Source organism: Nocardioides oceani, from assembly GCF_030412965.1.
Lineage (GTDB): Bacteria > Actinomycetota > Actinomycetes > Propionibacteriales > Nocardioidaceae > Nocardioides > Nocardioides oceani.
Window position 1 is genome coordinate 95,545 of record NZ_JAUHJQ010000011.1, and the last position, 15,126, is coordinate 110,670.

General features: G+C 72.2%; 16 protein-coding genes and 1 tRNA gene. 2 read left to right on the forward strand and 15 right to left on the reverse strand.

The annotated features are described in order from the left end of the window. Positions 1-151: 151 nt before the first annotated feature. Positions 152-436, forward strand: a complete 285-nt coding sequence (locus tag QWY28_RS24460) for a helix-turn-helix transcriptional regulator (protein WP_369292710.1) — start codon at positions 152-154, stop codon at positions 434-436. A gap of 26 nt (positions 437-462) precedes the next feature. Continuing rightward, positions 463-1,641 (forward strand): tyrosine-type recombinase/integrase, encoded by a 1,179-nt coding sequence (locus tag QWY28_RS20055; protein WP_166196092.1) that lies wholly within the window; start codon positions 463-465, stop codon positions 1,639-1,641. 169 nt (positions 1,642-1,810) lie between these two features. On the opposite strand, the gene QWY28_RS20060 is transcribed toward QWY28_RS20055, so the two are convergent. From QWY28_RS20060 to zwf, 15 genes are all read right to left on the reverse strand, one after another. Further along, positions 1,811-1,884 (reverse strand) — tRNA-Pro (locus QWY28_RS20060). Between the two features lie 138 nt (positions 1,885-2,022). Then, positions 2,023-3,354 carry a ribosome biogenesis GTPase Der gene (gene der, locus QWY28_RS20065; RefSeq protein WP_300954465.1) on the reverse strand — a complete coding sequence of 444 codons (1,332 nt, stop codon included), beginning with the start codon at positions 3,352-3,354 and terminating at the stop codon, positions 2,023-2,025. After that, on the reverse strand, positions 3,351-4,118 hold the full coding sequence (locus QWY28_RS20070) for a lysophospholipid acyltransferase family protein (RefSeq protein ID WP_300954466.1): 768 nt from the start codon (positions 4,116-4,118) through the stop codon (positions 3,351-3,353). The genes der and QWY28_RS20070 overlap by 4 nt, the downstream gene beginning before the upstream one ends. Then, on the reverse strand, positions 4,115-4,822 hold the full coding sequence (cmk, locus tag QWY28_RS20075) for a (d)CMP kinase (RefSeq protein ID WP_300954467.1): 708 nt from the start codon (positions 4,820-4,822) through the stop codon (positions 4,115-4,117). The genes QWY28_RS20070 and cmk overlap by 4 nt, the downstream gene beginning before the upstream one ends. An 11-nt stretch (positions 4,823-4,833) precedes the next feature. Then, on the reverse strand, positions 4,834-5,937 hold the full coding sequence (locus QWY28_RS20080) for a prephenate dehydrogenase (protein ID WP_300954468.1): 1,104 nt from the start codon (positions 5,935-5,937) through the stop codon (positions 4,834-4,836). Then, positions 5,930-6,313, reverse strand: a complete 384-nt coding sequence (gene aroH / locus QWY28_RS20085; RefSeq protein ID WP_300954469.1) for a chorismate mutase — start codon at positions 6,311-6,313, stop codon at positions 5,930-5,932. The genes QWY28_RS20080 and aroH overlap by 8 nt, the downstream gene beginning before the upstream one ends. 81 nt (positions 6,314-6,394) lie before the next feature. Then, the gene (locus QWY28_RS20090; RefSeq protein ID WP_300954471.1) at positions 6,395-6,994 is read right to left on the reverse strand and encodes a hypothetical protein; all 600 of its coding nucleotides are present in this window, start codon (positions 6,992-6,994) and stop codon (positions 6,395-6,397) included. Beyond that, entirely contained in the window at positions 6,991-7,752 is a 762-nt protein-coding gene (locus QWY28_RS20095; protein ID WP_300954472.1) for a pseudouridine synthase, read from the reverse strand. The genes QWY28_RS20090 and QWY28_RS20095 overlap by 4 nt, the downstream gene beginning before the upstream one ends. After that, the gene (gene scpB, locus QWY28_RS20100) at positions 7,749-8,480 is read right to left on the reverse strand and encodes an SMC-Scp complex subunit ScpB (RefSeq protein WP_300954473.1); all 732 of its coding nucleotides are present in this window, start codon (positions 8,478-8,480) and stop codon (positions 7,749-7,751) included. The genes QWY28_RS20095 and scpB overlap by 4 nt, the downstream gene beginning before the upstream one ends. Beyond that, the gene (locus QWY28_RS20105) at positions 8,473-9,336 is read right to left on the reverse strand and encodes a segregation and condensation protein A (protein ID WP_300954474.1); all 864 of its coding nucleotides are present in this window, start codon (positions 9,334-9,336) and stop codon (positions 8,473-8,475) included. Before QWY28_RS20105 ends, scpB begins: the two co-directional genes overlap by 8 nt. Beyond that, positions 9,333-9,710, reverse strand: coding sequence for a hypothetical protein (locus QWY28_RS20110; RefSeq protein ID WP_300954476.1), 378 nt, complete (start codon positions 9,708-9,710; stop codon positions 9,333-9,335). The genes QWY28_RS20105 and QWY28_RS20110 overlap by 4 nt, the downstream gene beginning before the upstream one ends. Continuing rightward, positions 9,695-10,669, reverse strand: coding sequence for a ParA family protein (locus QWY28_RS20115; protein ID WP_439117270.1), 975 nt, complete (start codon positions 10,667-10,669; stop codon positions 9,695-9,697). Before QWY28_RS20115 ends, QWY28_RS20110 begins: the two co-directional genes overlap by 16 nt. A 262-nt stretch (positions 10,670-10,931) precedes the next feature. Next, the gene (locus tag QWY28_RS20120; RefSeq protein WP_300954478.1) at positions 10,932-11,222 is read right to left on the reverse strand and encodes a GNAT family N-acetyltransferase; all 291 of its coding nucleotides are present in this window, start codon (positions 11,220-11,222) and stop codon (positions 10,932-10,934) included. A gap of 19 nt (positions 11,223-11,241) precedes the next feature. Next, positions 11,242-13,068 (reverse strand): glycoside hydrolase family 15 protein, encoded by a 1,827-nt coding sequence (locus QWY28_RS20125; RefSeq protein ID WP_300954479.1) that lies wholly within the window; start codon positions 13,066-13,068, stop codon positions 11,242-11,244. Then, entirely contained in the window at positions 13,061-14,461 is a 1,401-nt protein-coding gene (gene zwf / locus QWY28_RS20130) for a glucose-6-phosphate dehydrogenase (RefSeq protein WP_300954480.1), read from the reverse strand. The genes QWY28_RS20125 and zwf overlap by 8 nt, the downstream gene beginning before the upstream one ends. Positions 14,462-15,126: the final 665 nt, after the last annotated feature.

Consider the following 15,126-nt stretch of genomic DNA (forward strand, 5'->3'; position numbering starts at 1 on the left):
CCTCAGCGTCGGCGGTCACCGACCGCCACCGGCTCCGGAGAGCGAACGCGGTTCTGAGGACACCATGACGAGCATGAGCGAACGCGCCACGCCGGCGACCGACGGGGCGGGTCCGACAGAACGCGTCCGGTTCGCCCTCACCCCGGCCACCATGAATATTGATCAAGCGGCCGCCTACATCGGAATCGCAAAGTCGACGCTCTACACGTGGCGCACCCGACGCCCGGGGTTCGGACCACGCGCAGTGAAGGTAGGCAGCGCACTGCGATACCGCCGTTCGGATCTCGATTCGTGGATCGAGGATCATGCCGAGACCCCCGACATCGAAACCGACAAGAGCATCGCAAGCGACAATCGGGGCCCTGGGGTCGACCAAGTGACGACGTCCGGACGGCGAAGCTCCATGTCGCGACGGACGCGTCCACGACATCGGTAAAGCACAGACGTCAGTAAGGAACGCCCATGGCTCGCCCCCCGCTGCCCATCGGGACATTCGGGACCATCACGACAAACGAGGTGCGTCCCGGCGTCTACCGCGCAAGAACCCGCTTCCGCGACTTCGACGGCGTCACGCGCGAAGTCAAGGGCACCGGTCGAAGTACCGCCGCAGCAGTGCGGGAACTCAAAGCCAAGATCGCCGATCGAAACGCGCCAACGGGTGACCTCATCGGCCCCGACATGCGGATCAGCAAGGTTGCCGAGATCTGGCTCTCGCTCTATCGCGCCGAACAGCGCTCCGAAGCAACCACCGCGAACGAGTATCAACGCATCATCGACAACGTCATCAATCCAGCCATCGGCAGCATTCGCCTGCGCGAGGCGACAGCTGGGCGCCTGGAGCGGCTCATCAGATCTCAGGACTCCCACAGCCGCCGAAAGAAGACCAAGACGGTCCTCAAGATGATGTTCGACGCTGCAGTCATCGACGATGCGCTTCCCGCCAACCCGGTCTCCTCCACGTCCCGACTCCGGGGCCAGAAGAAGGAGGTCCAAGCGCTCTCCGTGGACGATCTCAATGCGGTCCGCTCCGCTGTCGACGCCTGGATGACCAAGAAGCGGCCAGGTCCGAAGCCGAACCAGGACATGCCAGACATCGTCGACATGCTGCTCGCCACAGGGTGCCGGATCGGGGAAGTACTCGCGCTCCGATGGACAGACATCGACCTGAAGGCCACCCCGCCAACGGTGTCCATCACCGGCACCATCAAGACCGAGACGGGCAAGGGCACCTATCGGAAACACAAGCCGAAGTCGGACGCGTCGAAGCGCACCATCGCGCTACCACCATTTGCCGTCGACGTTCTGATGAGACGGCGAATCGAGCAACAACCCAATCACTACAACGCGGTCTTCGCCACCCGCAACGGCACCTGGCACCAGGTCGGCAACGTCGAGCGGAGGTGGCGCACGATCCGCGAAGACACCGGCTTCGACTGGGTGACGCCACACACCTTCCGCAAGACCGTGGCGACCTTGATCAACCGCCTAGTCGACTCCGACACCGCAGCCCGCGTCCTCGGCCACTCCTCAGATGCAATCACCAAGGAGTTCTACATCGAGAAGGACCGGACCACACCCGACGTGACGCACATCCTGCAATCCTTCGCCGGCCGGGCCACAGCGACCGCATCGGACGACTGACTCCAGCTGGTTCGAGCGCCGGCCCGACCTCAGGCTGCACGCCACCTCGGCACCAATCTGGATCATCAGCGCGAGGGTTTTCGGGACATAAACGCGACATAAGGCGATCTGACTCAAAAAGCTAGCGGCTCCTGATCTGCGTTTCCGCAGGTCAGGAGCCGCTTCTCGGTCGGGCTGACAGGATTTGAACCTGCGACCCCTTGACCCCCAGTCAAGTGCGCTACCAAGCTGCGCCACAGCCCGAGTGCTCACCGGAGCGAGCGCGTGAACACTACCGCAGCCCTCGCCCGAGTCCGGAATCCGGGGTCGTGTGCCCGCGGACGCGGCTGAACGCGGCGTGCGGCACACGACCCCGGCCCGAGGGCCGCTGGTCCCGGACGGTCAGCGCTTGCGCTTCTCGCGGGGTCGCTGCTGGAGCACGATCGGGGTGCCGATGAAGCCGAACTCCTCACGCAGCCGACGCTCGACGTACCGCTCGTAGGACGCCTCGAGCTTGCCGCTGGTGAACAGGATGAACGTCGGCGGGGCGGTGGAGGCCTGCGTGCCGAAGAGGATCTTCGGCTGCTTGCCGCCACGCACCGGGTGCGGGTGCTCGGAGACGAGCCGGCCGAGGAACGTGTTCAGCGCGCCGGTGCCGATCCGGGTCTCCCAGCCCTCGATCGCACGGTCCAGCGCGGGGACGAGGCGGTCGACGTGCCACCCGGTGCGGGCGGTGATGTTGATCCGAGGCGCCCACTGGACCTGGACGAGCTCGCGCTCGATCTCGCGGTCGAGGTAGTGGCGCCGCTCCTCGTCGACGAGGTCCCACTTGTTGAACGCGATGACCAGCGCACGGCCGGCCTCACGGACGGTCTGCAGGATGCGGACGTCCTGCTCGGAGATCGACTGGGACCCGTCGAGGACCAGCACGGCGACCTCGGCGCGGTCGATGGCGGTGCTGGTGCGCAGGGAGGCGTAGTACTCGTGGCCCGAGGCCTCCTTGACCCGCTTGCGGATGCCCGCGGTGTCGATGAAGCGCCACTGGCGGCCACCGAGCTCGACCAGCTCGTCGACGGGGTCGACGGTGGTGCCGGCGACGTTGTCGACGACGACCCGCTCCTCCCCCGCCAGCTTGTTGAGCAGCGAGGACTTGCCGACGTTGGGCTTGCCGACGATCGCGATGCGGCGCGGGCCGCCGACCTCCGGCTCCTGCTCGGGCGGCGGCTCCGGAAGCGCGGCGAGGATGGCGTCGAGCATGTCGCCCGAGCCGCGGCCGTGGAGGGCGGAGACGGGGTACGGCTCGCCGAGGCCGAGGTTCCACAGGCCGTACGCCTCGGCCTCGGTGCGCGCGTCGTCGACCTTGTTCGCGGCCAGGACGACCGGACGGCCGGACTTGCGCAGGATGCGCACGACCGCCTCGTCGGAGTCGGTGATGCCGACCGTCGCGTCGACCACGAAGAGCACGGCGTCGGCGAGGCTGACGGCGACCTCGGCCTGCGCGGCGATGGCCTGCGCGAGACCGCGCGCGTCGGGGTCCCAGCCGCCCGTGTCGACGACGGTAAACGCGCGGCCGGCCCAGGTGGCGTCGTACGACACCCGGTCGCGCGTCACGCCCGGGACGTCCTCGACGACCGCCTCGCGGCGACCGATGATGCGGTTGACCAGCGTCGACTTGCCGACGTTGGGGCGGCCGACGACGGCCAGGACGGGGACGGGTCCGAGGACCTCGGTCATGGTGCTCCTTGCTCGGTGACCCCGGTGGCGGGGTCGGGTTCGACATCGGTGGCTGGCAACGGACCCGGCAGCTCCAGCCCGGTCGACCTGCGTGCGTGGTCCAGCTGGACCAGCATGTGCTCCCTCAGCAACAACGAGGACCGCTCGACCTGTTCCCTCGTGCGCGGGAACGGCGCGGCGGGGACCTGCCACGGCGTGCCGAAGCACACCGCGATCCGGCCCCCGCGGGGCGGCAGCTCCTCCATGTGCGCGCCGGGCGCGCGGGTGCCGAAGAAGGTGACGGGGACGACCGGGGCGCCCGAGACCAGCGCGAGGTACGCCGCGCCGCGGTGGAAGCGGTCCAGCTCGCCGTCGCCGCGGCGTCCCTCGGGGAAGATCCCGACCGCGCCGTCGTCGCGGAGCACCCGCAGGCACACCCGGACCGCGCGCGGGTCGGGGCGGAACCGGTCGACGGGGACCTGGCCGGACCCCAGCAGGAACCGGCCCATCCGGCCCTCGAACATCTCGATCTTGGTGAGCGCGTGGACCGGCCGCGGCGCGAACATCGCGAGGAGCGGGCCGTCGGCGACACCGATGTGGTTGGCGGAGAAGATCACCGGGCCGCGGGCGGGGACGTTCGCGGTGCCGCGGACGTCCACGTCGTACCGGCGGCGGACCAGCCACCGGGCGATCGGGCGCAGCCCGTGGAGCATCAGCCGCGAGGGGTGCGGGACCCCGTCGCTCCGCGGCTGCTCGAGGTGGGCGGGCCTCGCCGGGCGGGTCACGTGCCGACCCGGTCGACCATGCCCACCACCAGCTCGATCACCTCGTCGAGGGTGTAGCCGGTCGTGTCGACGTGGACGGCGCCGTCGGCCATCACCAGCGGCGCGGTGGCCCGGCCGGAGTCGATGGCGTCGCGCGAGAGCAGCAGCTGCTCGGTGGCGGCCACGTCGGCGGCGCCCTGCTCGGCCGCGCGGCGGGAGGCGCGCGCGGCGGCGTCGGCGGTGAGGTAGAGCTTGACCGGGGCGTCGGGAACGACGACCGAACCGATGTCACGGCCCTCGACGACGATCCCGACCGGCTGCACGTCGGCGCCGATGATCTCGCGCTGCAGCCGGAGCAGGCGCGCGCGGACCTCGGGGACCGTGCTGACCGGCGAGACCGAGCCCGTGACGGCGTCGGTGCGGATCGCGGCGGCGACGTCGACCCCGTCGACGGTGATGGTCGGCGCTGCCGGGTCGGTGCCGGACTCCAGGACCGGCTCGGCGCAGCGCGCGGCGACCGCGGCCGGGTCGTGGACGTCGACGCCGTGCTCGAGCATCCACCAGGTCATCGCCCGGAACATCGCACCGGTGTCGAGGTAGCGCAGGCCCAGCCGGGTGGCGACACCGCGGCAGGTGCTCGACTTGCCGGAGCCGGACGTGCCGTCGACGGCGACGACGAGCCTGTCGGGGAACAGGTCGGAACGGTCCGCGGCAGCAGTGGTCACGGACGCGCAGCCTACCGGTGGCTGCACCAGCCCCGTGATTCCAACGAGGCCAGCAGGTGCTCGGCGCGCGACTCCTCGACGAGCAGCTCGACCAGGCCGACCGGGCGGCCGGGGTCGTGGTCGATGCGGATGTCCTCGATGTTGACCTCGCTGGCGACCGCGTCGGCCAGCAGCCGGGCGAGCTCGCCGGGGTGGTCGGGCACCGAGACCCACACCGAGGCCATCGGCCGGGCCGGACCGCCGTGCTTGGCCGGGATCACCCGCGTGCCGGCGACCCCGTGCTCGAGCACCTGCTCCAGCGCGGCCCGGTCGCCGCGACCGACGGCGTCGCGCACCCGGTCGAGCTCCGCGCGGACCTCGTCGAGCAGTGCGACGACGGCGTCGGCGTTGGCGCTGACGATCTGTCCGTAGAGGCGCGGGTCGCCCGCCGCGACACGCGTCACGTCGCGCACGCCCTGGCCGGAGAGCGCGAGGTGGTTCTCGGGGCCGGCGGCCAGGCGGCCGGCGACGAGCGCGGAGAGCAGGTGCGGCACGTGCGAGGTCCGCGCGACCGCGCGGTCGTGCTCGGCCGGTGTCAGCCAGACGGGTACGCCGCCGGCGAGCCGGACCAGCGCCTCGACCGTCTCGACGGCCGCCGGGTCGGAGCCGGCGTGCGGGGTGATCGCCCAGGGCCGGCCGTCGAAGAGCGAGGCGGACCCGGCGAGCGGCCCGGACCGCTCGCTGCCCGCCATCGGGTGGCTGCCGACGTACCGCTCGGCGCCGGGGTGCTCGGCGACCGCAGCGAGCGGCACCCCCTTGACGCTGCCGACGTCGGTGACGACCGCGCCGGTGCCCTCGGTCGCGTCGAGCGCGGCCGCGATCACCGCGCCGAGGTGGTCGGGGGGAACGGCGACGACCACCAGCACGGGCCGGTCGTCCGTGGTCCGGGCGCGGCCGGCGCCCAGGCCGGAGGCGGTGCGCACGTTCTCGGCGGAGGTGTCGGTGAGCAGCACCTCGAGGCCCGCGCGGCGGCACGCGAGCCCGATCGAGGTCCCCAGCAGGCCGGCCCCGACGACCTCGACCGGGCCGGTGAGCGCGGGCAGCCCCGGGTGCGGCTGCACGGGCAGGTCAGGCATCCGGGACGTCGCGCGTGCGGGTGAGGTCGCGGCGCAGCGCGGCGGCGCCGTGGAGGTAGACGTGGGTGATGTCCGCGCGCGGCAGGTCGGTCTCCACGTGGGCCATCATCCGGACCACCCGCGGCATCGAGCGCTCGATCTCGAGCTCGCGCGCGCAGATCAGCGGCACCTCGCCGAAGCCGAGCTGGCGGGCGGCGTACGCCGGGAACTCCGAGACGAGGTCGGAGGTCGCGGTGAAGATCGCCGAGATGAAGTCGTCGACCACCAGGCCGTTGGCCTCCATCACGTCGGTGACCATCTCCGCGACCCGCTCGAGCATGTGGTCGCGCGAGTCCTCCTCGAGCTGGGTCGCACCGCGGACCGCCCGCACCGCCACGTGTCACTCCTCATCGCCTGCACCGTTCCAAGGACCGGCCCAGGCTATCGGTCGGCGGCTGCCGACGCGGACGGGCGGGGGTCAGCGGCCGCAGCCGTCCCAGTCCGCGCGCCGGGCCACGAGGAGACGGTGGTCCGCGCGCACCTCGAGGTCGCGGCCCAGCCGGCTGAGGGCGACGGTCGGGAACCCATCGGCGGAGAACGTCCCGGCGGACATGCAGCCCTGGCGACGGAAGACGACGTCGACGTGCACCCGCAGCGCCTCGCCCCCGGCCAGCTCGCGGTCGACGACGAGGCGGGCGTGGAGGGCGTCGCGAGGCTCGTCGGCCAGGCCGTCGGCCGCCGCCGCGCGGACGACCGGCTGCGCGCCACTGCCGAGGTAGGGCCAGTCGACGTGGTCCACGCGGACCGAGCCACCACCGCCGTTGGCGATCGTCGCCGTCACCCGGCAGCGCATCCCTGGGCGCGCCTCGATCGCGTCGTCGCGCGCCCGCACCGCAGCCCCCTCGCACCGGGGCCGCGCCACGGTCACCGAGAGGTCGTCGGTGGCGGAGCCGGCCCAGGACCACCACCCGGCCGTGGCCGCCGCAGCGACGAGCGCCAGGCCGACCAGGGCGACGACGGCGCGGCCCCGCCCGGAGGGGGCCGCGGCCGGGGAGGGCGAGGCCTCCGGCGCCGTCACAGGGACGCGGCGTCGAGGAGCTCGCCGAGCTCGTCGTGGGTGAGGTCGCGCAGCTCGCCGGGCGCGAGGCCCTTCAGCTGCACCGACCCGATGGCCGTGCGGGTCAGCCGGCGCACCGGGTGGCCGACGTGGTCGAGCAGGCGGCGCACGATGCGGTTGCGGCCCTCGTGGATGACCAGCTCGACGATCGAGCGCTCGCCGAGCACCTCCACGATCCGCACCTTCTCGACCGTGACCGGGCCGTCCTCCAGGGTCACGCCCTCGAGCAGCTGCTTGACGGTGCGGCGGAAGACCTCGCCCTGGACCTCGGCGACGTAGGTCTTGTCCACCTCGTACGACGGGTGCGCCATGCGCTGGGCGAAGTCGCCGTCGTTGGTGAGCAGGATCAGTCCGGAGGTGTCGGTGTCGAGCCGGCCGACGTGGAAGAGCCGCTCGGGCCGGTCGTCGACGAGGTCCTGCAGGGTCTTCCGTCCCTCGGGGTCCGACATCGTCGAGACGACCCCGCGGGGCTTGTTGAGCGCGAGGTAGACGTGCGCCGAGACGGGCGGCAGCCGCTTCCCCTCCACCCGGATGACCGCGGTGCGCGGGTCGACCTTGGTGCCGAGCCGGGTGACGACCTCGCCGTCGACCTCGACCGCGCCCTCGAGCATCAGCTCCTCGCAGCGGCGGCGCGAGGCGACGCCGGACTGCGCGAGCAGCTTCTGGAGCCGGATCAGGCCGTCCTCGTCGGTCTGGATCTCCCTGCCTGCGGTGCTCATGCGGGCTCGGTCCCGCCGTCGGGCTCGGTCCCCGGCCCGGTCGCCGGGGCCGGCTCGGGAAGGTGCTCCGGCTCGGTCGGGGGCCCGGTCGGGGGCTCGGTCGCAGGCTCGGTCGCAGGCTCGGTCGGGGGTGGGGGCGCCGGGGCGCTCATCTCGGACAGCTCGTCCTCCAGGTCGTCCATGTCGGGCAGGTAGGGCGCCAGCTCGGGCAGGTCGTCGAGCGAGGTGACGCCGATGCGTTCGAGGAAGTACCCCGTGGTGCGGTAGAGGTTGGCCCCCGTCTCGGGGTCCTGGCCGGCCTCCTCGACCAGGCCGCGACTGAGCAGCGTACGCATGACGCCGTCCACGTTGACGCCCCGGATCGCCGAGACCCGAGCCCGGGAGACCGGTTGCTTGTAGGCGACGACGGCCAGCGTCTCGAGCGCGGCCTGGGTCAGCCGGGCCTGTTGGCCCTCGAGGACGAATCGCTCGACGACGTCCGCGAACGCCTCGCGGGTGTAGAAGCGCCACCCGCCCGCGACGTTGCGCAGCTCGAAGCCGCGCTCCTGCTCGTCGTACTCCCCCGCCAGTGCCGCCAGGGCCGCCGAGACGTCGTCGCGCGGGTGGCCCACCGCAGCCGCGAGGGTGGGTACGTCGAGCGGCTGGTCGGCCACCATCAGCACCGCCTCCAGCGACGGCCGCAGCGCGGCCAGCGGCACCTCGGGCTGCTCCTCGGTCGTCTCAGCCATCGTCGTCCCCTCCTGCGGCGGCCGCCTCGGGCGGCGCGCCCTCGAACTCGTCGCGGACCAGCTCCTCGACGTCCGCGTCGTCGTCGCCGGTCCACCGCACGGTCAGCTCACCGAGCGGGGTCACCTGGTCGAACGCCACAGCGCCCTCGCGGAACAGCTCCAGCAGCGACAGGAACCGCGCCACCGTGGTGAGGGTGTCGGGGCTGTCGCCGCACAGGGTCCGGAACGTCATCGTGCCGGTGCGGCGCAGCCGCTCGACCACCAGCGCGGCCTGCTCGCGGACGCTGACCTTCGGCGCGTGGATGTGGTGGAGGCTCAGCTCGGGCGGGCCGGGCTTCGGCGCGAGCGCCCGGGCCGCGAGCGCCGCGAACTGCTCGAGCCCGATGCCGATGAGCACCTCGGGCAGCAGCGTCGCGAACCGCTCCTCCAGGCCGACCGCGCGCGGATGGCGGCGGGACTCCCCCGCCAGCCGCGTCCCGAGCACCGCCGCGACCCGCTTGAACGCCTTGTACTGCAGCAGCCGCGCGAAGAGCAGGTCGCGCGCCTCGAGCAGCGCGAGGTCCTCCTCGTCCTCCACGTCGCCCTGGGGCAGCAACCGGGCCGCCTTGAGGTCGAGCAGGGTCGCGGCGACGAGCAGGAACGACGTGGTCTGCTCGAGGTCCCAGACGGCCCCGCCCGCCTTGACGTGCGCGATGAACTCGTCGGTGACCTTCGACAGCGCGACCTCGGTGACGTCGAGCTTGTGCTTGGCGATCAGCGAGAGCAGCAGGTCGAAGGGGCCCTCGAAGTTGTCCAGCCGCACCGCGAAGCCCGACGGCTGCTCGCCGCCGGCCGGCTCCGCCGGTGCGGTCGTCATCCCTCGGTCAGCCGCCGGACCAGCGCGCTGTCGTCGCCGTGGGCCTCGTAGTCGGCCAGCGCGAGCGCCACCGCCTCGCGGACCAGCCGGCCGCGGTCGACCGCGAGCCCCTGCCCGCGGCGCAACGCCAGCCGGGCGTGCTCGATCTCGAGCAGCTCCTCGGAGGTGACGTAGACCGTCATCTTCTCGTCGTGGCGGACCCGTCCGCTCGGCCGGCGGCGGCCGCCCGGTCGCTCCTGATCCTGCCGGTCGGGCTCGTCGGCGGGGCGGTCCGGGACCGCACGCACGGCCTTGGGGGCCGCCTCCTGCTCGTCGGGGACCGCGGTGGGGCGGAAGAGGTCGTCGGCCGAGGGCAGGCTCACGCGGCGGGCCACCGGGCGAGCACCTCCTTGGCGAGCTGCCGGTAGGAATCGGCGCCGGCCGAGCTCGAGGCGTACGTCGTGATCGGCTCGCCGGCGACGGTCGAGTCGGAGAACTTCACGGTCCGGCGGATGACGGTGTGAAAGACCTTGTCGCCCCAGGCCTGGACCAGCCGCTCCATGACCTCGCGGGAGTGCAGCGTGCGGCCGTCGAACATCGTGCCCAGCACGCCGTCGATCTCCAGGTCCGGGTTGAGCCGCTCCTTGACCTTGTCGATCGTGGTCTTCAGCAGCGCCACGCCGCGCAGCGCGAAGTACTCGCACTCCAGCGGCACGATGACGCCGTGGCTGGCGGTCAGCGCGTTGACCGTCAGCAGGCCGAGCGAGGGCTGGCAGTCGATGAGGACGACGTCGTACTCCGCCAGTGCCGGCCGGAGCACGCGCTGGAGGGTCTGCTCACGGGCGACCTCGTGGACCAGCTGCACCTCGGCCGCCGAGAGGTCGATGTTCGAGGGCAGCAGGTCCATGCCGGGAACGCCGGAGGGTACGACGACGTCCTCGAGGGTGACGTCGCGCTCCATCAGCAGGTTGTAGACCGTCAGGTCCATCTCGTGCGGGTTGAGGCCCAGGCCGACCGAGAGCGAGCCCTGCGGGTCGAAGTCGACCAGCAGCACCTTGCGACCCTGCTCGACCAGCGAGGCACCCAGGTTGATCGTCGTCGTGGTCTTGCCGACGCCGCCCTTCTGGTTGCACATCGAGATGACCCGCGCGTTGCCGTGCACGGTGACCGGACGCGGCTCGGGGATGACCGGCATCGGTCGCCCGGTCGGACCGAGCGCGGTTCCGTCCGCGGCCGGCTTCGGGGTGGCCTGGACGGGGCGTTCGAACGGGAGCGGCTCGGTCACGTGGGCATCGTCCTCCACCGGCTTCGCAGGTCGCGCCGGCGGGGTGGGGGTGCGGACCAGGGGCGGCATCTCGGGTGCACCGGAACCGGCGTGGAACCCACCATCGCTCATCTGCTGCTCCTCGTTCCCGACCCACGCCGCACGGGCGGGGACGTTTGTCGACATCACGACTTGTGACCGTCCCGCGCACCCTAGGACCGTGCTCCGACGCGCAACAACACGACGGCACAATCCCCCAGCCCGAGGCCCCGATCTGTGCACGACGTGTGCACGAGGCCCCGCTCCCGTGCACAGGCGGGGACCGGCCTGTGCACGGAGCTGTGGAGGAGGATCAGGCGAGCAGGGCCTGGTAGTCGGGGTGCTTGTCGATCCAGCCGCGGATGAAGGAGCACTGCGCGACGATCTTGGTCGTCCCCTCGTCCCGCACCGCGTCCAGGGCCGTCCGGGCCAGCGCGGAGCCGACGCCCCGACCCTCGAACTCGTCGTCGACGACCGTGTGGGTGAAGGTGATCGTGCCCCCGTCGCGGCGGTACTCGGCGAAGCCGGCCACCCGCCCGTCGAGCTCGGCCACCCACCGCTGCTCGTCCCGGTCGTCCCTCACCTGCGGCGTCTCGTCAGTCATGCGCCCCACCGTACGGGCCTCAACCGAGCGCCTCGTCGAGGTTGGTCGCGGCGCTGATCAGCGACAGGTGGGTGAAGGCCTGCGGGAAGTTGCCCAGCTGCTCACCGGTCAGGCCGACCTGTTCGCCGTACAGGCCCAGGTGGTTGGCGTAGGTGAACATCTTCTCCAGCGCCAGCCGCGCCTCGTCGAGCCGCCCGGCGCGGGTGAGCGCCTCGACGTACCAGAACGAGCACATCGAGAACGTCCCCTCGCCCCCGCCGACGCCGTCGTCGGTCAGCTCCGGCTCGTAGCGGAACACGAGCGTGTCCGAGACCAGCCGCTCCTCGACCACGGCGAGGGTGGAGAGGAAGCGCGGGTCGTTGGGCGCGAGCAGCTTGACCATCGGCATGAGCAGCACGCTCGCGTCGACGGTCGTGGCGCCCTCGTGGGCCACGAACGCGCCGAGCTCGGCGTCCCAGCAGTCGTCCATGATCCGGCGGTAGATTTCGTCGCGGACCTCCGCCCACCGCGCCAGCTCGCCGGGGAGACCGCGCTGGCGGGCCGTGCGCATCATCCGCTCCACCGCGACCCAGCACATCAGCCGCGAGACGGTGTGCTTCTGGGTGTCGCCGCGGACCTCCCACATGCCGGCGTCCGCACGGTCCCAGTTGTCCATGACCCACGCCAGCAGGCGGGTCAGGTCGGCCCAGGCGTCGTGGCTGATGCCGGGCCCGTACTTGTTGAACAGGTAGACCGAGTCGAACAGCTCGCCGTAGATGTCGAGCTGCAGCTGCCCGGTGGCGGCGTTGCCGACCCGCACCGGCACCGAGTCCCGGTAGCCGCGCAGGTGGTCCAGCTCGTGCTCCTCGGGCACCTCGCCGTCGATGTCGTAGGCGACCCGCAGCGGGCCGAGGTCGTCGTCGACGTCGGCGTCCTCCCCCATCCGCTCCGAGAGCCAGGCCATGAACCGCGCCGCCTCGTCGGTGAAGCCCAGCTTGAGCAGCGCGTAGAGGCTGAACGCCGCGTCGCGGATCCACACGTACCGGTAGTCCCAGTTGCGGCTGCCCCCGACCTCCTCGGGCAGGCTCGTCGTCGGGGCCGCGATGATCGCGCCCGACGGCTCGTGGGTGAGCAGCTTGAGGGTCAGCGCGGACCGGTTGACCATCTCCCGCCAGCGCCCCACGTACGTCGACTGCGAGAGCCACCCGCGCCAGAAGGCCGAGGTCCGCTCGAACAGCTCGTCGGTGTCCAGGTCCTCCCCCGCGTCGGCCACGGCGCCCTCCTCGAGCACCTCGAGCGCGAAGAGCAGGTGGTCGCCGGTGGACACCTCCACCTCCGCGCTGACCGTGCCGTCCTCGATCGTGAGGTCGGTCGTCGCGGACAGGCCCAGGCGCACGCCGTCCCCGGTCAGCAGCAGCCCGCCCTCGACCTCGGTGACCTCCACGCCCGCCCGGCCGTAGTCGGGCCGCGCCGTGAGCACCATCCGCAGGCGGGTGGTGCCCCGCACGGCACCCACGCGACGTACGACGCGCTGGCGGTGGTGGGGGTCGTCGCTGCGCAGGACCGGCATGAAGTCGTGCACCTCGGCGACGCCGCCCTCGGTGTGGAAGCGGGTGATGAGGATGTTGGTGTCCGGCAGGTAGAACTGGTGGGTCGCGGTGGTCTCGCCGACCGGCTCGATCCGCCACGACCCGGCGTCGGGGTCGAGCAGCGCGCCGAACACGCTCGGGGAGTCGAAGCGCGGTGCGCAGAACCAGTCGATGGTGCCGTGCACGTCGACGAGCGCGCAGGTTCGCAGGTCGCCGACCAGGCCGTGGTCGGCGATGGGTGGGTACGCCGGCCGGTCCTCCGCGGGCGGCTCAGCCACCGAGCCGCCACCCGCCCTCGGGGAGCGCCAGAGCGGCGTCGGGTCCCCACGAGCCCTGCTCGTAGGACTGCAGCGGCGGCGGGTCGTCGAGCAGCGGCTGGCACACCTGCCAGAGCCGGTCGACCTCGTCGGAGCGCGTGAAGAGCATCTGGTCGCCGCGCATCACGTCGAGCAGCAGCCGCTCGTAGGCCTCCAGCGGCTCGGCGTCGGGGAACTCCTGCTCGAGGTCGAGGTGCATGGCCGCGGCATCCACGACCATCTCCGGGCCGGGCCGCTTCGCGCGGAGGTCGACCTTGACCTCGGGCTCGTCGGTCAGCTCCAGGACCAGCTCGTGGGGGCAGGCGACCTGCTCGAAGAGCGGCTCGTCGGGCTCCTTGAACCGCAGCGTGATCGTCCGGCGGCCCTCGGCGAGCGCCTTGCCCGTGCGCAGCAGGAACGGCACGCCCCGCCACCGGTCGTTGTCCACCCGGGCCTCGAGCGCGACGAACGTCTCGACCCGGGAGTCGTCGTCGACCTCGTCCTCGTCGCGGTACCCGGCGTACTGGCCGAAGACCGCGCGCGCGGGATCGATCGGCTGGAGGTCTGCGAAGACCGCGGACTTGGCGTCGCGCAGCGCCTCGGCGCTGAAGTCCCGTGGCCGCTCCATGGCGACGAAGCCGAGCAGCTGGCACAGGTGCGTGGAGATCATGTCCCGCAGGCACCCCGTGCCCTCGTAGAAGCCGCCGCGGCCCTCGAGGCCCAGCGCCTCCGGGACGTCGATCTGGACCGAGGCGACGTCGCGGTTGCACCACGCCGCCTCGAGCAGCCGGTTGGCGAAGCGCAGCGCGAGGATGTCCTGGACCGCCTCCTTGCCGAGGAAGTGGTCGATGCGGAAGATCGCCTCCTCGTCGACGACCTCCTTGAGCGTGCGGTCCAGCTCGCGCGAGGACTCCAGATCGAGACCGAAGGGCTTCTCGACCACCAGCCGCGCGCGCTCCGCGATCCCCTCGCGGCCGAGCATGCCGACCATCCCCTGCATCGCCGACGGCGGCACGGAGAGGTAGACCAGGCGACGCGTGTCCTCGCCGAGGTCCTCCTCCGCCCGGCCGATCGCGCCGGCCAGGTCGGAGCCGTCGTCGGCCGACGAGGCCTCGAAGGACACCCGGCCGGCGAGCTCCTCCAGCACCGACTCCTCGACGTCGTCGACGCTGTCGCGGACCGCGTCGCGGACCAGGTCCTGGAACTCCTCCTGCGAGTCCGGCGCGTGCCGGCCGCTGCCGATGACGGCGTACGCCGCCGGGAGCCGGCCGGCGGCCGCCAGCCGGTACAGCCCGGGGTAGAGCTTGCGCTTGGCGAGGTCGCCGCGGGCCCCGAAGAGCACGAGGACGTGGGGTGGCAGCTGGTTCTCGGTCACACCCCTCGGTGGCCGCCCCTCGCCCGCACCAAACACCCGGGCCCGGCCGGATCGGCTGGTCGAGGAGCGCGCGCTGGCGCGTCTCGAACCCTTCCCGCTGGTTGAGCAGGCGAGCGCGCCACCCGCTGGTTGAGCAGGCGAGCGCCAGCGAGCCGTCGTCGAAACCCGGCGACCCAGGTCACCGCCCCGCGCCCTCCCGCTGGTTGAGCAGGCGAGCGCCAGCGAGCCGTCGTCGGAACCCGGCGACCCAGGTCACCGCCCCGCGCCCACCCGCTGGTTGAGCAGGCGAGCGCCAGCGAGCCGTCGTCGAAACCCGGCGACCCAGGTCACCGCCCCGCGCCCCCCGCTGGTTGAGCAGGCGAGCGCCAGCGAGCCGTCGTCGAAACCCGGCGACCGTGGTCGCCGCCCTGCACCCCTCACCGGGTTTCGACACGGTCGGCGCTAGGGCGCCTCCCTGCTCAACCAACGGAGGAGCCAGGAACCTGCCAGCGAGCCGTCGTCGAAACCCGGCGACCCAGGTCACCGCCCCGCGCCTCTCACCGGGTTTTGTGGTTCCCCCCGAATCGTGGAGGGCTTCTCTATGCGGCTTCCCGGTCGGGGGCCGCTGTGTCCTCGTAGTTGACCGGGCTCATCATGCCCGCCGAGCTGTGCCGGCGTTCGTGGTT